Genomic DNA, 20,182 nt, shown 5'->3' with positions numbered 1-20,182 from the left:
TGCATACCGCTTCAGGGCCGCTCCGGCAGCCTCGATCGAAAGTCTACCTGCGACTTCACTCATCGGTGCAAGCAGCGGGAGTCCGCCATGTGCATCAGTCACTGTTTCGTAAGCGATTGCGGTACATCCGGACTTGAGGAGGCCTTTGGCCTGCTCCGGATCCGGTGCCAAGTGCAGATAGGTAAACAGAATCTGATTTTCTCGCAGCTGGGTCCATTCCGAAGGCTGGGGCTCCTTGACCTTTACGATCATCTCGCTCGACGCAAATACCTCGCGAGCGGAGGTCAGAATCGTTGCACCAGCTTTGCGATAATTCTCGTCCGACGCACCAATGCCGGCTCCTGCGTTGGTCTCGACCGCTACGCTGTGGCCGGCGGCAACATACTCGCGGACGGCTCCGGGCGTCAGACCCACGCGATATTCGTGTGTCTTGATTTCCTTGGGAACACCGACCTTCATTTGCAATCTCCTCGTTGGATGCATCTTTGTAGTCGGAAGAGCAGCACTAACCTGCTACGGAGATGGCAAAGCAGCGCAGAAATTCAGCGATTTTTCAAGTTTATCGCAGAATTCCAAAGGGCCAGCGCAACGGGCAGCCTCTGGCCTGTAACGACAAGGTCGCGCGTTGGACTAAACTGCGCTTAAATCCCGCTCCACTTGCGGTATTCAGCCAGCCTCATCACGGAAGTGCTCAATGGCTGAGGTGACAGATAATAAGCAGGGGACGGCGCACGATTTCGATGAAGGCTGGAACGGGTTTCGCCGTCATCCAACCAGCGGCATGCGCACCACAACCGGCGGACCAGTCCGAGCGCTGCTGCGATCGCTCCATTGACGATAGGAAATGCTTTTGGCGCTCCGCAAGGAGCGGTTTGGTCAGGGTGCGGCGCAAGAGACGACGAAGCCCGCCGCCGGCCCGTCCGTCGGTCACCGCGACGTTGGGCGGCGATCTCCGGCAACGGACGCGCGCTGAAGTCTTGACGTTGGCGGCTAGAACCCTCTCATCTGTTCGAGACCTCAGAAAATCTATCGATGCCTAAACGATTTTCTGTCCACTCTGTCGATGGCGCAGGCTGATCCGGTCGTCTTCGGCTCGTCGACCGTATGCGACATGAAGCTTCCTTCGTGCTTCTAGAAAGCTCCGGCGTCCGGCGGTGGATCAACCGGCTGTCAGCTGGTTTCGCTGACGCCCGGTGAACAAGCTCTCCGTTGAGGACAGGCGACGCAAAATCCGCCTTGTGTCACACTCGCGGCATAGCCCCGGATGATGGGCAGAACAGATCTGCTGATGGCGCAAGAATTTTTGTCTGTGAGCACGCCTGGCTGCGCATTCTTGAACGACATGCTAGATTACCTTAAGAGCCCTCAATTCGTCGATCGATTCGTTGGACGCACCTAGCAACCCTGACAGAACCTCTGCAGTATGCTGACCGAGCAGCGGGGGCGCCTTAGCTTTGACTACTGGTGTTGCGGAGAACTTCATTGGAGAGGCAACCAGGGAGAGTGGCGCCCCACTTGGATGCGTCGCGGCCACGCACATCTCACGATGTCGGACCTGAGGGTCCTCGAAGACACGGTCTAAATTGTTGATGGGCCCGCAGGGGACACCAGCCTGGTTCAGAATTTCCAACCAGTCATCCGTTCGGCGACTCGAGATGATTTCTGCGAGCTGCGGGATGAGAATTGCACGGTTTTCTACCCGACCTGCGTTCGTCGCGAAACGAAGATCGGCAGAGAGATCCGGCCGGCCCGCAGCCGCACAGAAGTTTCTAAATTGCCTATCGTTGCCAACAGTGAGAATGATGTGACCGTCGGACGTCGGAAACGCGTCATAGGGCGCAACGTTAGGATGCGCGTTGCCGAGCCGCTCAGGATTTTTCATTGACGTCAGATAGTTCATCGCCTGATTGGCCAAAGTGGCGACCTGAACGTCGAGCAACGCCATATCGATATGCTGCCCCATACCGGTGCGTCGCCGATGCTCCAGAGCCGCGAGCATCGCCACTGCGGCATACATACCCGTGAACAAATCAGTAATCGCGACGCCAACCTTGACGGGGCCGGCCCCTGGGGTCCCGTCAGGAAGCCCGGTGACGCTCATGAGCCCCCCCATTGCTTGAATCATAAAGTCATAGCCAGCGCGATCCTTGTACGGCCCCGTCTGACCGAATCCGGTAACCGAGCAGTAGATGAGACCGGGATTGAGCTTCGTGAGGTGTTCGTAGCCAAGTCCGTACTTCGCCAGCCCGCCAACCTTGTAGTTCTCGAGGAGAAAGTCACACTTCATCGCCAGCTTCCGTACCAAGTCCTGCCCCGCTCGATCGCCCAGGTCGATCGTGATCGACTTCTTTCCCCGGTTGCACGATAGGAAGTATGCCGACTCCGAAGTCGGCCGACCGGATTCATCGGCAAGATATGGGGGCCCCCATCCTCTGGTATCGTCCCCCGTGACCGGCCGCTCGACCTTGATGACCTCCGCTCCGAGGTCAACGAATATCTGGCCTGCCCACGGGCCGGCAAGAACACGGCTGAGGTCCAGCATCCGCAGCCCGGTCAGACATCCAGTCATTTTAAGGTCTTCAATTGAAGGCTTGGAGGCCTGTTTGGGCGCGCCCGAGGATCAGCGCATGAATGTCGTGTGTCCCCTCATAGGTATTCACCGCTTCCAGGTTCATCATATGCCTGATGACATGAAATTCATCGGAGATGCCGTTTGCTCCGTGCATGTCACGTGCGGCGCGGGCGATCTCGAGCGCTTTGCCGCAATTGTTGCGCTTGACGAGCGAGATCATTTCTGGATTTTCGAGTTCGTCCTCCATCAGTCGACCTACTCGCAGGCTTGACTGCAGTCCAAGCGCAATCTCGGTCATCATGTTGGCAAGCTTCAGCTGCACAATCTGCGTAGCAGCCAACGGACGCCCGAACTGCTTGCGATCAAGTGTGTACTGGCGCGCCGCGTGCCAGCAGAACTCCGCCGCTCCGATGGCCCCCCAGGAGATCCCGTAGCGCGCACGATTGAGGCAACCGAACGGCCCCTTGAGGCCTTTCACATTCGGCAAAAGACTTTCTTCACCAACGCGCACGCAATCTAATACAATCTCGCCGGTAATTGAGGCACGCAAGCTAAACTTACCATCCACCTTTGGGGTGCTAAGACCAGACATGCCTCGTTCGAGCAAAAATCCTCGAATGACGCCGTCGTCAGTCTTCGCCCAGACGATGAACAAATCGGCGATAGGAGAATTCGTGATCCACATCTTGGAGCCGCTCAGCTCGTAGCCGCCCTTTACCAACTTGGCGCGAGTGATCATCGAACCCGGATCGGATCCATGGTTGGGCTCCGTCAAGCCGAAGCAGCCGACCCACTCTCCGGAGGCCAGTTTGGGCAAGTATTTGCGTCTCTGCTGCTCGCTCCCGTAGGCATAAATCGGGTGCATCACCAAGGAAGATTGTACGCTCATGGCGGATCTATAGCCGCTGTCGACCCGCTCCACTTCGCGCGCGATGAGACCATAGGACACATAACCAAGGCCCGCTCCGCCATATTCTTGCGGTATGGTCGCGCCGAGCAATCCAAGATCGCCCATCTCGGCCATGATCTCCCGGTGGAAGATCTCGTGCCGGTTGGCTTGGAGAATGCGAGGCATCAACTTTTCCTGGCAGTACAAATGTGCCGTTTCGCGGACTGCTCGCTCCTCGTCCGTTAATTGCTGGTCCAGAAGAAGTGGGTCCTCCGAATTCATGGCTTGCATATGGTGCTCTCTAACTTAGCATGATGATGCACTCAGGGGTAGGCATGGTCCGCCGCGGACGGAAGGCTTGAATCGCGATGGCAGCTTTCTAATTGAAAGATACCCGCGCCCTCCTGCCGCTGTTGGGGAGTCAATGTCGTGATCGGTAAGCTAGGCCAGTCCACTCATCCCCTTTTCGTTCGCACCAAGAGCTTTGCAAATTGTGAGCCGCGGCACTTGCGGGCGCATGCATGATGGCCTCGAATTGGAGAACACACCAAAACATCATTTTCTGACGGGGCTTGCCTGATGGACCTTCGCCAGCTGCGTTACTTTCTGGGAGCCGTCGAGCACGGCTCAATTGCCAAAGCGGCCGACGGGCTGCATGTCGCGCAATCGGCCATTAGTCTTCACCTGAGTCGGCTTGAAAAGGAGCTCGGCTGTACTCTTGTTCATCGGACCTCAAGGGGCATCGTTCCAACGGAGAGCGGAATACGACTCGTCAATCGCGCTCGATCCCTTCTCTCGGATCTGGGGACGATCGCTGAAGAGGTCCGGGGAATCGAGGCGGTGCCAGCAGGAAGCGTGGTTGTCGGAATTCCGACTTCGCTTGGCATTTCCCTGACGGTGCCGCTCGCACTGGCCGTCCGCCGAGAGTATCCCCTTATCAGACTGCGTATAGCAGAGGGGCTGTCCGGTCATATGTCTCAATGGTTGTTGTCGGGTCAATTGGATCTCGCATTGGTCTTTGGCAGCGAGAGCATCCCTGGACTTGCCAAGGAGCGACTCGGCAGCGAGCATTTGAATCTTGTCGGTGCCAAGGGCGCGGAGGCGATCAACGTCCCGGGCGAGGTTTCTATATCTGCGCTGTTCGACCTACCTCTCATTTTGCCAGGCAGACCGCATGGGCTGAGAGAAGAGGTTGAGCGCGCGGCCTCCCGGAACGGCTACGAGCCGAACGTCATCATGGAGGTCGATTCGCTAGAAGGCATCAAAACCCTCGTTGCCGAGGGTATTGGGTATACCGTGTTGTCGACGCGAGTTGCCGACTACGGGCCGACTTCGTCGCGGTTGAGACATCGAGTAATCGGTAGACCACGGATCGAAAGATCAATCTATATTGCCCACTCCTCAAAGACACCGCTATCGGCGGCTGCGAACAGGATCTCGAAGGTACTGGCCGGCATGTGTTCTCATTGGCAATCTTCATCAAGCATTGAGGAGTGATTGACTACCTACGCGAGGTGAATGGTCTGCATGATCCATCGAGCAATTCCCGCCAGACTATCATCGGTATGCTGCTGTCCGATCACCTGAACTCCGACGGGCAGCTCTTCTACGGCGAGAAGCGGCATTGTGATGGTCGGAGCACCTAGCAGCGAAGTAACGGCATTGTAGTTCGGCAAGCCGGTCGTGTGTACGATGCCCGAGTCTACGCCGTTATTGTCCAACCGTGGCGCGGGACCGACGGAAGACGGAGAAATAATAGCGTCTGCAATATGTGAGATTGCGAGGTGGGCAGCCCTTGCCGCGTCGCGTTTAGAAAGTACCAGCCGATAGTCGTCAAGCGTCATCTTGCGTGCGATATCGAGACGCGATCCAAGGCTCGCGCTCAAGCCTCCGCCGAACTGTTCCACAAGATTCTCAAGCGACCAACGCATTTCGTACGCGCAAATATCCCGACTTATCGCGAGGCTTTCGCTAATTGCCCGCTCAAAAGCTTCCACGAGTGGATGGTCTGCTCTGCCGATAATATGGACTCCGGCGCGGCGGAGATCCGACAGAAAGCTCTCGAATGCTCCCTTGGTTGCCTGATCTAGCAGTGGCGCTCCTTCGGCTTCCATGACGACAAGCCTCGCCGCGCGCGCTGCTGCATGCAGCGCGGGGCCCCCGTAGAGGCCGGGGGCGCCGGGGTCTCCGCCCGACCGCTTGGCAATTTCGATCGAAACTTGCCACATATCCTCAAGGTCGCCGGCATGAATGCCTAAGTGGCTTTGACTGAAACCTAGCCGCTCTCCGCGATTCAGAGCGCCCAGTGTCGGCTTGATCGCACAGTTCGCGCAAAAGCTCCCCGGCCTGATCACTGAGCCAACGACCTGTGTTCCAATCGCTGCAGGGACCATGCGGGCGCCAATCGCGGCCGCGGAACCGCTAGATGAGCCCCCCGGGGTACGAAGCGGATCGAACGGGTTGGTGGTCGGTCCTGGGTGGGACATACCAAGTTCGGTGGTAACCGTCTTTCCGAGCACGATAGCGCCAGCGGCCCTGAGCGCTTGTACGCAAGCAGAGTCTTGTTTGGTGTGGTTGCCTTCAAACAAGGGCGAGCCCATGCGAGTAGGCATGTCCTTGGTCATCAGCATGTCTTTTATGCCGACCGGCATGCCATCGATGGTCGATAGCTCGCGCCCAGCCTGATACCGTTTCGCCGACGCATCGGCGGCGGATCGTGCCGCCGGGATGTTCATCTCGACCCAAGCTCGCACAACTGGTTCCCGAGCCTCGATAGTTTCGAGACATCTCTCGAGGTATTTGCGTGGATCGTCTATTCCGTCCTTAAACGCCGGCACCGCATCGTGAAAGGTGAGGGGCTGAAACTTAGCCGGATTATATTTGGCGTACAATGGATAGTCCTCAGAATTGGAATGCTGGCTAGCAAACAACGACGGAATTCTTCCAAACCGTATTGATTGCAGACACAATCGAAGTGTGTCACTGCGCTGCTTTGACAACGGCCCCGGATCGATCAGCGAGCGACGTCCGAAGCTCATTCTTCATTACCTTGCCCATCGTATTCCGCGGGAGTTCGTCGACAACGATTACCTGCTTAGGCACCTTGTAGTTTGCGAGACGGTCCTTGACTCGCTGAACGACCTCGCTCGCGGCCGGGGGGAGTCCTTTGTCGGAAGGGATCACGAAAGCTATGACACACTCTCCGAAGTCGGCATGCGGAGCGCCAACGACAGCAGACTCTTGAACAGAAGGCATTTCGTCGATCACCGCCTCGATCTCGGCCGGATAGACGTTGTACCCGCCGCTGATAATGAGATCCTTAGCTCGACCGGTGATTGATACGTATCCTTGACTATCCATGAACCCCAAATCGCCGGTGCGGAAGAATCCGTCTGCGGCGAACTCGTTGCGGGTCTGGTCCGGCATATTCCAGTAACCTGAAAACAGGCCCGGCCCGCGCGCCTGAATCATTCCGATATTTCCTGTTGGCAAAATCTCATCCCCGTCTCCAGCGATGCGCAGATCGACTCCAGGAATCGGCAGACCTACCGAATTGGGTCTGCGCTCGCCCTCAAGCGGATTCGAGCAGAGGATCATTGCTTCCGTCGAACCATAGCGCTCCAGAATGCGGTGACCTGTGCGGGCCTCGAATTTGCGATGCACGTCTGCGGAAAGGTGGGCGGATCCCGATACGAACAGACGCACTCGTCTGCAGAGATCGCTGTCAAGCAAGGGGCTAGTCAACAGTCGGTGGTAGAAAGTTGGCACCCCCATGAATACGGTCGAACGTGGAAGTGCCTTGACGACATCGGCAGCATCGAACTTGCTTTGGAGAAGCAGCCGCGCTCCGCTGGCCAGCGCCACATTGAACGAGATGAAAAGGCCATGGCTGTGGAAGATCGGCAAAGTGTGGAGAAGGACGTCCGACGAGGAGAAGCCCCACAGTTCACTCAACGTCCGCGCAGAATACGAGAGCGCACCATGGCTGATGAGAGCACCTTTAGGGCGTCCGGTGGTACCGGACGTATAGAGAAGCGCGGCAGGGACGGTCCCGCTCACTTCGATCGTGGAGAAGGCTGGGTCTACCGCCTCAACGAGCGGCACGAACGTCCCCTCTCCTTGTGGACCGAAGGTGAAGGCCTTCGTTGTCGCTGGCACAATCTCCGCCGCAAGAGCTTCCGCCGAAAGCCCTCTGAAGAATATCGCGGGCTGAGCGTCCTCAAGGAGATAACCCAATTCGGCTGCCCGATAGGCAGTGTTTATAGGCAGATAGCACAATCCTGCGCGCAAACAGGCGAGGTACAAGGCGAACGCGTGCGCCGATTTTTCCAGCTGGACTGCGATGCGATCACCGGCTGAACATCCGGATTGCAGCAACGCCTTCGCGTAGCGTCCCGACAGGGCGTGAAGCCATTCCCGGGTGAGCATCTCACCATTGTCGAGTTCGAAAACCACGCCCGATGGCTTCAGCTGTACCCAGGGCTCGAACAGGCGGTAGAAATTGGCATTCGTCATGAAGTGACGCCGTTTTCGTTAAATTCTGCGAACGATTTCAAGATGCGCGCAGGCAGCGCCCACGCGATAGTCGACGTTTTATTACTTTGAAAAAAAATATCTGGCAAGAGAAAAACAATACGTGAAGAAAGAGTGCGCGGGCGTTGGCGAGGGATGCGTCAAAAATTGGTACCTTGGGACCGGAGCCCGCTAAAGGGCGGAGTTCCACAAACGAAGCGATATGCCACGCGTTCGCCGTTTAGTTGCACTCGGCGTTGTGTCATTATCGTCACGTCGTTTCGCCGGTGAGGAAGGCTGATCCTCGCTGTCCAATAGTCTTTTGCTTCGGCGAGGCGGAACTACTCCAGCGGCCTTGATCCCGGCCTCTGGACCGGTCCTCCAGAGCGCCGTCTCATCTGGACAATCAGATCTGCGAACACGCGACCGCCGACGCTGATGTGATCTCGCATGGCATTCGCGGCCGCCTCACCGTCGCCCTTCAATATAGCGTCGAGGATTTGGGCGTGGTCAGCGAACGAGCGGCGGATTCGTCCTGGATTCTGAAATGGATACCTACGATATGTTCGCAAACGAGCCCGGACGTCTTTCACGCTCGATTCGAGATAATCATTGCACGAACCGCGATAGATTAGCTCGTGAAACTCCTTATTAATGGTGTCGTACTTATCGAAGTCTTCGGTGCCAATGCATTCTTCGCTGCATCGATGAATCTTTGTCAGCTCCTTGCCGAGTTCAGCCGAGATCCGTGAGGCAGCGAGCCTGGCCGCCATGCTTTCGAGTTCGGTCATGACCTCGAACATCGAGATCACCTGGTCGACACTAAGCAGCGTAACGATGGCGCCACGACGCTGACGGAGTTCAATCAGGCCGAGCGAAGAAAGCTGGATCAGCGCCTCGCGCACGGGCGTCTTCGAGACGCCAAATCGTTCTGAAAGTGGCCTCTCCTCAAGGCGCGAGCCTGGCGGGAAGGCACCTGACTCGATCTCGCGGCGAATCCACTGCGCGATCTCCTCAGTTCGGTAGGGTTTCTTGTTCAGCAACGCAGGATCCACGAGTGAGTTCTATTTGCTTAGCAACTCTCCAGCGTACACAAAGGAACGGTGTGACCTATATTTGTACCTTGACAGATATTCTTTTTAATAACAATAAAACACCTATGGAGCGGAAAAGAGCCCCTAAGGAGTGCGGGGTGCCCACCTTGCGCGTGTCGGAGGGGAGCGCCCGTATCCATTTGAACAGGCCTCAGCGACACAATCGGTTTGAGCCTGCCGACATCGAAACCCTTTCCGCGATGCTAAGAGCATTGGCAGGGCACACAAGTGTGCGGGTTCTCATCCTTACGGCCACTGGACCCAGCTTCAGTTCAGGATTTGACCTCGACACCCTGTCTGGTGATCGAGCGGTGGAGTGCACACAGGCGTTTGCGGCGATGTGCGATCTACTCGAAGGTTTGCCGATCCCGACCGTATGCGGACTCAATGGCAACGTTTACGGTGGAGCTACGGACTTGGCGCTCGCGTGTGACTTCCGAATCGGGGTCGAAGGTTGTTGTTTGCAGATGTCTCCTGCGCGCCTCGGCATTCAGTACTACTATTCGGGTCTTCAACGATACGTAGAACGCCTCGGGTTGCGCGAGGCCAAGCGGCTGTTTCTGATGGGCGAGCAGATAGACACCCCAACGATGCTGCGAATCGGCTTTCTCACTGAAACCTGCGCGCCCGATAAGCTCGAAGCAAGATTGGACGTCGTTGCAGGGATGCTCGCACAGCGTTCTCCGGCTTCGCTTCGCGGCCTTAAGTCGTCGCTTAATTCAATCTGCCGAGGCACTGCCGACGCGACAGAGATCAACGCAAGATTTGTCGAAAGTCTCACTTGCTCCGATGCACGAGAAGGGCTGAAGGCTTGGTCTGAACGCCGCCTTCCTAAGTTCGCGTCGGTATGAGTCGTCGCTGACGCCGGGATCCGCAAAGCGAAGCTGCCGTCGACGGCACGTGGGGCGCGGTTGATCGTGATCCAATTTCCCGGCGCGTACGAGAACGCAACGGTCCATCACCGCTTGATGGAGGCCGAAGAGTTTTCCGCATGGCCGACTAGCTGTCGCCATCGTAACGATCCCGTTAGTCGGCCGATCTCGAATTGTGAACCGAGCGCTCGGGCCAAGTACCGCGGTCAAAAGTGCGCTACGCCCCGCCCAAATAAGCGGGCCAATCACGCAGCATTTCGGCCCGTTTTTGCACTCAAGCGCAGAATTTCAAATACATGGCTGGGCTGCGAAGTTCGATGTTCTGCAATCGGGCGCGCAGAGGGCTCGGTCTTCCTGTTTTTGCCGCATTCACGACAAAGCCTCAAGCGGCAGGTCGGATGGTCCTGTAGTCTTGTGATGAAACTCGAACCGGTTCGGCATCGATTCTCGCGCGGTAGATCCAGATGCGGCAAGCACGAAGCGCCAGAGGCGTCGCCTATTCATCCACAATGGATCGCATCTTTCAAAACTTCGTTGATCGGCTAACCGAAAGCACAGACGCGGATACAGCTCAGAAAAGCATGGCGGATGTCGCCGCGGCGCTGAACCTATCCTCCTTTGCTTATCTTGCTCTATCACCCAGTCCGGGAGGTCTCCCTAACTTAATCTCGACCTATCCGTCCGCCTGGACCGCGCTTTATCTGCAGCGCCGATACGAATCCGTCGATCCGGTGGTACGTCGGGCGATCCTTCAGCCTAAACCCTTCCGATGGGGGCTTGGTTGGGCACCGGGAAACATGTCGGAGGCCGAACGCGCTCTGTTCGAAGAAGCCGCCGAATTTGGGATTCGTTGCGGAATTACATTTCCAATTCACAACGACAAGGGTGCAATCGCCGCATTGAGTTTTGCGACCGATGAGCGTCGAACTGATTTCGAGCGCTCGCTAGTAGAATACGCCCAGAGCCTACAACTAATTGCAAGATTCTTCCATGCACATGCTCGTCGCTTTTGGACGATTGATCGCATGGTCCATGGGGTAGTGCTCTCTCCTCGCGAATACGAATGCCTCGACTGGTCGGCGCGCGGCAAATCAGCCGGGGAAATCGGTATCATTCTTGGTATCACTGAGAGAACAGCAGGATTCCACCTGGACAACGCCCGTGCGAAGCTGGGTGTCAGCTCGATCCGACAAGCCATCGTGCTCTTAACTGAATCAAAATCCCGAAAATAGGCTGCAAGTCCACCGCAAGCACCTGTGCAACTACACAGGTGCGCTTGCCTAGGTCTCTCTGCTTAGTTCCTGAAACCAAGCAGGGAGGCAAGAATGATGCAGCTCGTCACGCCGGAGTACTATGGCGAATTCGTCCCCGATCTCGCCGAGATGCACCGGCTGCGGTATCGCATTTTCAAACAGCGCCTGGACTGGAAGGTTGAGGTCAGCGGCGACATGGAGGTCGACGAATTCGACGTCCTTCGCCCGGTCCATCTCCTGAATCGCTCTTCATCCGGCCATATTCAGGGTTGCGTCCGGCTTCTGCCGTCGACCGGCCCAACCATGCTGAGAGACACCTTCCCGATTCTTTTGGACGGGTGGCCGCCGCCACGAAGCGAACGGATCTGGGAAAGCAGCCGATTTGCGCTCGATGTTCCGCAGGATGCGCCGAAGGCGACTGGCGGGCTGGCTGCTGCCACTTATGAGTTGTTCGCTGGCATGATCGAGTTCGGCCTTTCCATTGGATTGACCGAAATCGTCACTGTCACGGACGCCCGGATGGAGCGCATTCTTCGGCGCGCCGGCTGGCCTCTCCGCCCTCTTGGTAAAGCTCGACAGCTCGGAAACACGACTGCGATAGCGGGATATCTGGAAGTATCGAGCGATACTCTGGCGCGTATCCGGAAGGCGGGACATATCTCGGGTCCAGTGCTCTGGGGCCCCATCATTCGAATGGCCGCGTAAGCTATTGGAACAACATCTGCGGCAGCATGGCAATCGCTGCCTGGCTTGAGCCTAAGTGATGCGCGATTTCCTTCGATCAAAACCTTCTCCCCACACCGGCAGAGCCGTCGAGCTAAAGCATCTGCGCTCGGTCGTAGCCGCGGCCGATTGTGGCAGTCTGCGCCAGGCCGCGGAATTGCTGAGATCCCAACAATCCGGCCTCAGCCGCAGAATCAACGAGATCGAACATCATTTGGGAATTGCGATCTTCGAGCGCTTCAGCGGCGGCGTGCGCCCAACAGAGGCGGGCCGCAGTGTTCTCCGCCTGGCAAGGATGATTCTGGAGGAGTTCGATGCCTTGATAGCCACCGCCAGAGCGGTTCGAAACGGTGAGGCCGGCCGGCTGAGCGTCGGATTCTGCACATCGCTTTCCGTCGGTAATCTGCAAAACGCCTTGCTGGATTTCAGGCGGCGATTTTCACAGATCGAGCTCGCAACTATCGAACGATCAAGAACACGCTTGGCGACTGCCCTTCGCAATGGCGTTCTTGACCTTCTGATCGTCACTGGCAACCTGCCGCTCCTCGACAGCAAGTCGATGCCGCTGTGGAGCGAGCGCGTTATGGTCGCGCTGCCGCATGATCATCCTCTCGCCGTCCGTGACATTGTGTACTGGACCGACCTGCGGGGCCAGACGGTGCTGCTGAGCCATTACGATCCGGGCAAAGAGTTTGAAGACCTTTTGATTTCCAAGCTCGTTTGCCCGGCGGACCGTCCCAAAATCGAGCGCCACGACGTCAGCCGGGCCATCATCAAGAGCCTGATCAGCATGAACACAGGAATTAGCCTAGTGCTCGAGTCCGACATGAACATCAACTATGCCGGCCTTGCGTATCGCGAACTCCGCGATGGCACCGGTCCAAGCCGGTTCGACTTTTCGGCCTATTGGCGGGCCGACAATGAGAACCCAGCGCTCGCTGCCTTTTTAAACTTGCTCCGCGAGCGCTACCCCTCGCCTCCGCTTGGACGTTGACGCGCGCGGCGGGCCTTGCGAAAGCTCCTGTCGGCCGCCATGAATCGCGACAGCATCGGTGCAATCAGCTTGACCGGATCCTGTACCGCCTGTTCCGTTTCCTGAGCCAGGATTTCGGCGTAGGCTAGGAGGTCCCGGTGAACGCTCGCGGGCAGTTCGTGTGTCACTTTGATGGGCTTGTCGTCTTCGATCGTTCCAAGCTTCAGTTTAGCCATTGTCCTTATCCTCTGTACGGCTCGAGCACCAAGTCCCGATTGACAATCACTCTCACACGGAATCCCGGCCGGATCGTCAAGGTTGGCTGGATGTTGAGATTGCGGCGAACCAGTTGCTGGCCGGTCTGATTGGCCGAATCCCCTGCCCCACGGCGAAGTGCAGCGATGACATCGCTGTTGGTGCTGCCGTTGTCCGCTCCGGAGTTCACCTCCGTGCCGACGGCAAGCAAAGTTGAAAGTGCAGCTGCGCCCAGCAGCTGCTTCCAGTGATTGTTGACCTCGTCCTCAAGACCAGAATAGCCTGCCGCATCCGCGCCGGGCTGGCGCTCCAGAACGATCGACCTCCCATTCGGCATGATAAGGCGCGTCCAGACCAGGAGCAGGCGCGACTGCCCAAATGCAACCTGGCTATCGTAGGCCCCGATCAGCCTTGCGCCCTGGGGGATAAGGCGAGCTCGCCCGGTCGGAGAATCGTACACCGCTTCTGTGACTTGCGCCGTGATCTGGCCTGGCAGATCGGAGCGAACGCCGGTAATGAGAGAGGCCGGAATGACCGTCCCCGCCTGGACCACGAAGGGCGAAGCTGGCCTCGCCAGACGATCCGGACTCGTTGTCCGGCGGTCCACGGTTTCGCTGACGAACGCAAGTTTTCGGTCCTGCCCATTCTGACCGAAGGCTTCATCCGTCGATGTCGCGGCATTTGGCCGTGCGTCACTAGCCGGCGTCACGGCGGCCGGCGAGCGGACGTTGGTGCTGGCAAACACCTTGCTGGTGCGTGCTGCCTCGCTCTCCTGGTTGACGCGCTGCTGTTCCGCATCTACGCCAAGCGGACTTGAGCTTGAGGAGCCTTGCGCGGCAACGATTGGCCGGCCAAGGTCGCCAGGCAAAGGTGGACCTAATCGTGGCACGCCCTTCGGGATCTCCGCGTAGTCTTTCGGCAGGTTTGCAAGCTGATCGGCGACATTGTGGTGATCGGTCGCGTAGAGCTCCTCCGGGGCGGCATTGCGCGATCGCTTCTCTTGCAGCGCCCAGAACACCGCGCCGGAGATGAGCACGAGCAAAAGCGCGCTACCACCCGCAAGCACTTTGCGCGACAGGCGCACCACCTGCGGCCGGTCTGGCCGAAGCCGCAAGGTTTGCGCGTTCTCTTCCGCCGGAATTATGCGAGGCGCATCGTTCGGGGTGTCATTCGCCTGGCCTGTATCGGTCACAGGGACCTCCCGTCGGTTCGTACGATCCTGACCTTCTGCTGGTGTTCCTCGCCGAGCTTCAGTTCCGCGGCGGCGAACAGCCGGTCGACGATCAGGAGATTGCCGTAGGCACGGTAGTTGACGAGCTCGGTCTTGCCTTCAGGCCCGATCACGAACAGCGGGGGCATTTCGCCCTGGCCAATTCCGGGCGAGAACTCGACATAGACCTTGCGGCCATCATCATAGACGTTCACCGGACGCCAGGGCGGGTTGTCGCCTTCGATGGCATAGCGATAGCGGCGCGCTGCCAGATCCGGGATGAATGGAGCCGGCGGCAGAGCACGGCCGCGCGCGGTCCGATCCTCCGGATAGAACCACGCGACCGAAGGCATATAGGGCTTGTCGCGAGAGCGGAGTTCGACGAGGTAAGTGCGACGGTCGGTGTTGACGACGAGGTTGGTCTCGATCGACGGCCGCGTCGGCTTGACCATGATGTGGACCCTGCGTGTGTCACCGTTGCCGCTTTCGGTATCGCCGACAACCCAGCGCACTGTGTCACCAGCGGCAACCGGTCCGGAGCCGATCAGCTGCTCACCTGGCTCGAGCGCAATGTCCGTGATTTGTCCCGGCGCGGCATAGATTTGATAGAGTGCGCCGGGGCTATAGGAAAACACCTGCACCGCGTTGAAATAGCCCGTCTTGCGCGGCTGCACGCGTGCGGCATCATTTGCGGCTTCGATACGCTCAAGAGGCTCCTTGGCTTCTGCGCTCTTGCCGCCATGTGCAGCTTTCCAGCCAAGCGGCACATGCAGCGGTCGCGGACGATCGTCGGTGAGCGCAGGCGTATCTGGCGGAGGTGGAAGCTCGCTGTCATAGCTGATTTGCGGCGGCTTGAACGTCGTGCAGCCGCCAAGGCTGGACACACAAACGAGAAGAGCCAAAGGCAGGCGCGTCCGCACTTTTCGTGGGGCGAGGACAAGATGTGACAGCATGGTTATCCCAGCTCCTTCGACCAGTTGATGGCGTTGACGTAGATCCCAAGTGGATTCTTGCGCAGCCGGTCGAGGTCACGCGGCATCTCCACGACCACGCTCAGGATGGCGCTCCAGCGCTCGGTTGCCGCAAGCTGGCCGTTGTCGTAACGGCGCTCGACCCACGCCAAGCGAAAGCTCTCGGGCGAGGCCCGGATCACGCTCGAAATCTCGATTGCAACTTGCGTCTTGCCGAGCTTGGCGAACGGGTCATTGTTGCGGGCGTAGTCATTGAGGGCTGCCGCGCCCCGGTCCGTCGTAAAGTCGTAGGCGCGCAGCCAGTTTTCCCGCAAGACGATGGCGTCCATCGGCAAGCCCCGCACATGCTCGATGAACCGCGCCAGGTGAAACGATGTTTGCGGATCGGTCGGCTGATAGGCGGCATTTGCCGGCGCCACGGTCTTGGCTTCACCCAATTGATCGACCTCGACCACCCAAGGCGTGATCGTGCCGTGTGCTGACTGCCAGACCAGAGCGCAGGCAAAGCCGGCAGAGAGGAACAGAGAGCCAAAGGCCATCAAGCGCCAGTTCTTGGCCTGAACGCGCGCGGCGCCAATGCGGTCGTCCCAGACCTGGGCAGCCCGCTGATAAGGAGTGACCGGCTGTGGTGTGCGGCCATAGTGAACGGCCGATCGTTTGAACATCGTTTGCCCCCAAAGAGATGGCTGAGAAGAGATGGCTGAGAATGGGATTGAAGAGAGAAGGTCAGTGGTCTCCTTGAGAAAGGTCGACGGATCCGCCGCCCCCGCCGTGATCGCCCGAGCGGATCGCGTGTGTGGCAGCTGATGCCCCGTGCTGGATGGTCTGCGTCCGCTTCATTCGGCGAACCCATGCGGGGGTGGCCTCGGAAGCAGCAGAAGACTCCCCTTCCCCCTTCCCGGCATCGCTCGTTCTTCCGCCAAGACCAGCTGCGAGCGAACGTAACGGACTTGCAGCAGTCGAGCCGGTCGCCTCGGAGCCGGATACCTGAGCGGCCCGATAAACGTTACCCGCGTGACTTGCGATCGCGCCTCCGCCGCGCGCAGCGCCCGCCATGACCCCGCTGGCGAGACCTGCGGCGCCTGCGGCAAGGCCGGCGCCAGCGACCACGACACCACCGGCGGCAAGCCCAGTGCCAAGTGCACTACCCGCGCCAAGCTGCGGGCCGCCAGAGACGATGCCGTTGGCAATGCCAGGTCCAAAGATGCCGAGACCCAGCAGAGAGAGGGCGCCGAGCACCAGGGCCATCACATTCTCGATGGTCGGCGGGTTGCCGCCGAAGCCGGCCGTGAACTGCGAAAACAAAGTCGATCCAATGCCGACAATAACAGCCAGAACCAAGACCTTGACGCCAGAGGAGATCACATTGCCCAGCACCCGCTCGGCCGCAAAAGCGGTCTTTCCGAACAGACCGAAGGGGATCAGGACGAAGCCGGCAAGGGTCGTCAGCTTGAATTCGATCAGCGTGACCAAGAGCTGGATGGCGAGGATGAAGAACGCCAGCAGCACCACGATCCAGGCGAACAGAAGAACCGCGATCTGGACGAAGTTCTCGAAGAAGCTGACATAGCCCATCAGGGAGGAGATGGAATCCAGGATTGGGCGGCCGGCATCGAGCCCGATCTGCGCAATCCGCCCTGGCCGCAGGAAATCTGTCGATGAGAGGCTTGTCCCTGAGGCTTTCAAGCCGAGGCCTGCGAAGCTCTCGAAGACGATGCGAGCAAGACTATTCCAATTGCCGATCAGATAGGCAAAGACCCCGACAAAAAGGGTCTTCTTGACGAGGCGGGCAATGATGTCCTCTTCGCTTCCAAAGGACCAGAACAGGCCTGCGAGCGTAAGGTCGATCCCGGCCAATGTGGTTGCGAGATAGCCGACTTCGCCACCGACGAGACCGAAGCCTGAATCGATATAGCGCGTGAACGTTTCGAGGAATTCGTCGATGACCCCTGTGCTGCCCATGGCTCACTCGCTTTGGCTCGGAATGGATGGTGATGCGGATGGGAGGCGGCTTTGGTCCTTGGGTGGGATAGGAGATGGCGAAGCACCGGCGCCTGCCCGGCTCTCGGAGCCGTCGGAAGAGCCACTCCCTCCCAGGAACCGGCTGCGCTGCTCCGCCCAGATCTTGCGGCATTCGAGGAGCGACTCTTTCTGCTCCTCGGTGACGGTGCGGCATCGGTCGAGCTTTGCTGCGGCCGCACCGGCCTTGGGAGCGAGCCCGGAAACTCGGGGTATGCTCTCGTCGCCGCGCAGGCGAATGGCGCATGCCGCCACGACGACCAGGATGAGCGCCACTGCTGCCACCAGAGGCAGCCGTTCGGGTCTGATCTTGATCATCAGTGAAACATCTGCACGGTTGTTGGCTGGTAGCCCTGTCCCTGGGTAAGGAAGCGACGCAACTGCTCCCTTCCCTGGTCCTGCGCCGTTGCCCGCTGCGCGTCCTGAAGCGATTGCGCACGGCCTTGCGCGGCTACAGTGGCGGTCAGGTCAGCGAGCTGCTGGGCCTGCAGCGCCAGGAGCTGATTGCCGGCCTGGCTCGCCTGAAGTGCGCCTGATGCCCCCTGGCTCGCGGTGACCAGGGCCGACATCTGGGTCCTGTTGGTGTCGAGATTACCGACAACGGTCGCTTGCACCCGCATAGTGTCCTGCAGCCCGGCGACCGAGTTCTGCCAGCGTGCTTGCGCGTTGGCGACCATGAACCCATCGGACATACCCTCATCGACCAGGGCGGCCCAGGGCAGGAAATCGGCAAGGCGCGCGTTTGAGCGGCGGTATTCGGCAAGATTCATCATGGACCGACTTCAGGCGCTGAGATGACCGGGGACGCGAACATGGCGGCGCACGACCTCCACGAAATCTGGATCACGCTTGGCGGCCCAGACCGCGGCCATGTGGCCAATGAAGGCGAGGAGAAGGCCTGCCAGCCACAAGCGCAGGCCCAGGCCGAGCGCGGCGGCCAATGTGCCGTTGAGGATGGCAACCGAGCGCGGCGCGCCGCCCATCAGAATCGGTTCCGTGAGCGAGCGATGGACGGGCGCGACAAACCCTGCGACTGGCTCATCCATCAGATCACCACCCCGCCGCCGAACGAGAAGAACGACAGAAAGAAGCTGGAGGCAGCGAAGGCGATCGACAGGCCGAACACGATCTGGATCAGACGCCGAAAGCCGCCTGAGGTGTCGCCGAAGGCGAGCGAAAGCCCAGTGACGATGATGATGATGACGGCGATGATCTTTGCGACCGGACCTTCAACCGATTGCAGGATCTGGTTGAGCGGCTGCTCCCACGGCATGTTCGAGCCGGCGGCCCATGCCGGTTGGGTTGCCAGGGAAAGCGCCGCGAATGCGGTGGCCGAAAAGACACCTCTACCAAGAGATGGTCGCATGGTCATGACTGATCTCCGATTTGCGAAAGGCTGTAATCACCCGATGGTCCGAGCCCGGTCACAGAAGCGAGCTCGCTCAAGCGCCGCTCGGCACCACGGCCAGACAGGACGGCGATGACGTTGATGGTCTCGGCGATCAGCGCGCGCGGGACCGTCACCACGGCCTCCTGGATGAGCTGCTCGAGCCGCCGCAGAGCCCCAAGCGCAGTGCCGGCGTGAATCGTGCCGATGCCGCCAGGATGGCCCGTGCCCCAGGCTTTCAGCAGATCGAGCGCTTCGGCGCCGCGCACCTCGCCGACCGGGATGCGGTCAGGCCGGAGGCGCAGCAAGGAGCGCACCAAGTCGGACAGCGAGATGACGCCATCCTTTGTTCGCAGCGCCACAAGGTTTGGCGCCTGGCACTGAAGCTCGCGGGTATCCTCAATGAGCACGACCCGGTCCGACGTCTTGGCGACCTCGGCCAGAAGCGCATTCGTCAGCGTCGTCTTTCCGGTCGAAGTGCCGCCCGCGACCAGGATGTTCTTCCTTGCGGCAACCGCCTCGCGCAGCGCGCCCGCCTGCTCTGCATTCATGATGCCGCGAGCGACGTAGTCATCGAGGCCAAAGACAGCGACTGCGGGTTTGCGAATCGCGAACGCCGGCGCGGCGACGACGGGCGGCAGCAAGCCTTCAAAACGCTCACCGGTTTCCGGGAGCTCAGCCGAGATCCGGGGTGAGCCCGGGTGAACTTCAGCGCCGACATAATGCGCGACCAGGCGGACAATGCGCTCGCCGTCAGCCGGAGGCAGGCTCTCGCCGGTGTCCATGAGCCCGCTCGACAATCGGTCGATCCACAGCCGGCCATCGGGGTTGAGCATCACTTCGACGATGGATGGATCTTCAAGGAAGCCTGCGATCGCAGGTCCGAGCGCCGTGCGGAGCATGCGTGCTCCGCGTAGCTCAGCTTCCGAATGAAATTAGTGAATGACCACGACTGCCCCCAAACAAACCGAGGCGGCTGGGGATCAGCGGCCTCTTATGGGGACAAGTAGAAAAAGCAGAACATGCGCTATAGCAACAACGGGTCTAGGTCGTTCGTAACCTGGCGTAGAAAAGGGGAGGTTCGGGTGCGCCAGGAGAAGGTGTGGGAAGCCGCCGTAAACTGTTGGCGTTCCTGTGGGGTGAGGGGCCACGACTCACGTAGTCACTCTACGGGCGATAAGCAGAAGGGTGAGGCGAACCATGCACCTGTGGCAGGCAAGATTCTGCGGCTGCGTCCAAAACCCGGTGACGGGGACGCCGCAGGGGCGCGTCTCGCCGTTCTTGACCAACATCTACCTCACGGCCATGGACGAACGATATGGTCCTGTAGCCCACGTCCACGCGCGAAAATCCGAAGAACTCCCGTCGGAACTACACACTCGCGGCCGGGAAACCGGCCCCTTCGTCGTCCGATACGCAGGATGACTCTGTCATACTCGTTGAAGGAACGCA

Annotated in this window: 19 protein-coding genes and 2 pseudogenes; 5 read left to right on the top strand and 16 right to left on the bottom strand. The window is 59.3% G+C overall.

Going from position 1 to position 20,182, the window contains the following annotated elements:
• The 3 genes and pseudogenes from IVA80_RS14855 to IVA80_RS14845 form a co-directional block, all read right to left on the bottom strand.
• A pseudogene (locus tag IVA80_RS14855) lies at positions 1 to 459 on the bottom strand (alanine dehydrogenase); the annotation flags it as partial.
• An 886-nt stretch (positions 460 to 1,345) separates the two neighbouring features.
• Positions 1,346 to 2,569, bottom strand: coding sequence for a CaiB/BaiF CoA-transferase family protein (locus IVA80_RS14850; RefSeq protein WP_247431010.1), 1,224 nt, complete (start codon positions 2,567 to 2,569; stop codon positions 1,346 to 1,348).
• Between the two features lie 10 nt (positions 2,570 to 2,579).
• The gene (locus tag IVA80_RS14845) at positions 2,580 to 3,752 is read right to left on the bottom strand and encodes an acyl-CoA dehydrogenase (protein WP_247431008.1); all 1,173 of its coding nucleotides are present in this window, start codon (positions 3,750 to 3,752) and stop codon (positions 2,580 to 2,582) included.
• A 288-nt stretch (positions 3,753 to 4,040) separates the two neighbouring features.
• On the opposite strand from IVA80_RS14845, the gene IVA80_RS14840 reads away from it, so the two are divergent.
• Positions 4,041 to 4,958: a LysR substrate-binding domain-containing protein gene (locus IVA80_RS14840; protein WP_247431005.1), complete on the top strand. Its 918-nt coding sequence runs from the start codon at positions 4,041 to 4,043 to the stop codon at positions 4,956 to 4,958.
• A gap of 8 nt (positions 4,959 to 4,966) precedes the next feature.
• On the opposite strand, the gene IVA80_RS14835 is transcribed toward IVA80_RS14840, so the two are convergent.
• From IVA80_RS14835 to IVA80_RS14825, 3 genes are all read right to left on the bottom strand, one after another.
• Complete coding sequence (locus tag IVA80_RS14835; protein ID WP_247431001.1) at positions 4,967 to 6,499, bottom strand: amidase; 1,533 nt, start codon at positions 6,497 to 6,499, stop codon at positions 4,967 to 4,969.
• Positions 6,441 to 7,976 (bottom strand): AMP-binding protein, encoded by a 1,536-nt coding sequence (locus IVA80_RS14830; protein WP_247430998.1) that lies wholly within the window; start codon positions 7,974 to 7,976, stop codon positions 6,441 to 6,443. The genes IVA80_RS14835 and IVA80_RS14830 overlap by 59 nt, the downstream gene beginning before the upstream one ends.
• A 338-nt stretch (positions 7,977 to 8,314) precedes the next feature.
• Positions 8,315 to 9,016, bottom strand: a complete 702-nt coding sequence (locus IVA80_RS14825) for a GntR family transcriptional regulator (RefSeq protein WP_247430995.1) — start codon at positions 9,014 to 9,016, stop codon at positions 8,315 to 8,317.
• 149 nt (positions 9,017 to 9,165) lie between these two features.
• On the opposite strand from IVA80_RS14825, the gene IVA80_RS14820 reads away from it, so the two are divergent.
• The 4 genes from IVA80_RS14820 to IVA80_RS14805 all read left to right on the top strand — a co-directional run bounded on the left by IVA80_RS14820 (position 9,166) and on the right by IVA80_RS14805 (position 12,909).
• Positions 9,166 to 9,918: an enoyl-CoA hydratase/isomerase family protein gene (locus IVA80_RS14820; protein ID WP_247430992.1), complete on the top strand. Its 753-nt coding sequence runs from the start codon at positions 9,166 to 9,168 to the stop codon at positions 9,916 to 9,918.
• A gap of 530 nt (positions 9,919 to 10,448) precedes the next feature.
• Complete coding sequence (locus IVA80_RS14815; protein WP_247430989.1) at positions 10,449 to 11,171, top strand: LuxR family transcriptional regulator; 723 nt, start codon at positions 10,449 to 10,451, stop codon at positions 11,169 to 11,171.
• 93 nt (positions 11,172 to 11,264) lie between these two features.
• Positions 11,265 to 11,897 carry an acyl-homoserine-lactone synthase gene (locus tag IVA80_RS14810; RefSeq protein WP_247430986.1) on the top strand — a complete coding sequence of 211 codons (633 nt, stop codon included), beginning with the start codon at positions 11,265 to 11,267 and terminating at the stop codon, positions 11,895 to 11,897.
• A gap of 58 nt (positions 11,898 to 11,955) precedes the next feature.
• Positions 11,956 to 12,909, top strand: coding sequence for a LysR family transcriptional regulator (locus IVA80_RS14805; protein ID WP_247430982.1), 954 nt, complete (start codon positions 11,956 to 11,958; stop codon positions 12,907 to 12,909).
• Here the strand turns inward: IVA80_RS14805 and IVA80_RS14800 are convergent.
• The 10 genes and pseudogenes from IVA80_RS14800 to trbB form a co-directional block, all read right to left on the bottom strand.
• Entirely contained in the window at positions 12,882 to 13,124 is a 243-nt protein-coding gene (locus IVA80_RS14800) for a DUF2274 domain-containing protein (RefSeq protein ID WP_247430979.1), read from the bottom strand. The genes IVA80_RS14805 and IVA80_RS14800 overlap by 28 nt on opposite strands.
• Before the next feature lie 5 nt (positions 13,125 to 13,129).
• Positions 13,130 to 14,335 carry a TrbI/VirB10 family protein gene (locus IVA80_RS14795; protein WP_247430976.1) on the bottom strand — a complete coding sequence of 402 codons (1,206 nt, stop codon included), beginning with the start codon at positions 14,333 to 14,335 and terminating at the stop codon, positions 13,130 to 13,132.
• The gene (gene trbG / locus IVA80_RS14790) at positions 14,332 to 15,306 is read right to left on the bottom strand and encodes a P-type conjugative transfer protein TrbG (protein ID WP_247430974.1); all 975 of its coding nucleotides are present in this window, start codon (positions 15,304 to 15,306) and stop codon (positions 14,332 to 14,334) included. Before trbG ends, IVA80_RS14795 begins: the two co-directional genes overlap by 4 nt.
• Before the next feature lie 2 nt (positions 15,307 to 15,308).
• Positions 15,309 to 15,989 (bottom strand): conjugal transfer protein TrbF, encoded by a 681-nt coding sequence (trbF, locus tag IVA80_RS14785; RefSeq protein WP_247430971.1) that lies wholly within the window; start codon positions 15,987 to 15,989, stop codon positions 15,309 to 15,311.
• A 61-nt stretch (positions 15,990 to 16,050) separates the two neighbouring features.
• Positions 16,051 to 17,286: a P-type conjugative transfer protein TrbL gene (gene trbL, locus IVA80_RS14780; protein ID WP_247430968.1), complete on the bottom strand. Its 1,236-nt coding sequence runs from the start codon at positions 17,284 to 17,286 to the stop codon at positions 16,051 to 16,053.
• A 3-nt stretch (positions 17,287 to 17,289) separates the two neighbouring features.
• The gene (trbK-alt, locus tag IVA80_RS14775; protein ID WP_247430965.1) at positions 17,290 to 17,661 is read right to left on the bottom strand and encodes a putative entry exclusion protein TrbK-alt; all 372 of its coding nucleotides are present in this window, start codon (positions 17,659 to 17,661) and stop codon (positions 17,290 to 17,292) included.
• Positions 17,661 to 18,032: pseudogene (locus IVA80_RS14770) on the bottom strand (P-type conjugative transfer protein TrbJ); the annotation flags it as partial. The pseudogene IVA80_RS14770 and the gene trbK-alt, both read right to left, overlap by 1 nt.
• Before the next feature lie 93 nt (positions 18,033 to 18,125).
• Entirely contained in the window at positions 18,126 to 18,389 is a 264-nt protein-coding gene (locus IVA80_RS14765) for a VirB3 family type IV secretion system protein (protein ID WP_247430962.1), read from the bottom strand.
• On the bottom strand, positions 18,389 to 18,715 hold the full coding sequence (locus tag IVA80_RS14760) for a TrbC/VirB2 family protein (RefSeq protein ID WP_247430959.1): 327 nt from the start codon (positions 18,713 to 18,715) through the stop codon (positions 18,389 to 18,391). The genes IVA80_RS14765 and IVA80_RS14760 overlap by 1 nt, the downstream gene beginning before the upstream one ends.
• Positions 18,712 to 19,632 (bottom strand): P-type conjugative transfer ATPase TrbB, encoded by a 921-nt coding sequence (gene trbB, locus IVA80_RS14755; RefSeq protein ID WP_247430956.1) that lies wholly within the window; start codon positions 19,630 to 19,632, stop codon positions 18,712 to 18,714. The genes IVA80_RS14760 and trbB overlap by 4 nt, the downstream gene beginning before the upstream one ends.
• Positions 19,633 to 20,182 lie beyond the last annotated feature (550 nt).

Source organism: Bradyrhizobium sp. 139, assembly GCF_023074175.1.
In the GTDB taxonomy this organism is placed as follows: domain Bacteria; phylum Pseudomonadota; class Alphaproteobacteria; order Rhizobiales; family Xanthobacteraceae; genus Bradyrhizobium.
This window is presented reverse-complemented; position numbering and strand designations above follow the sequence as displayed.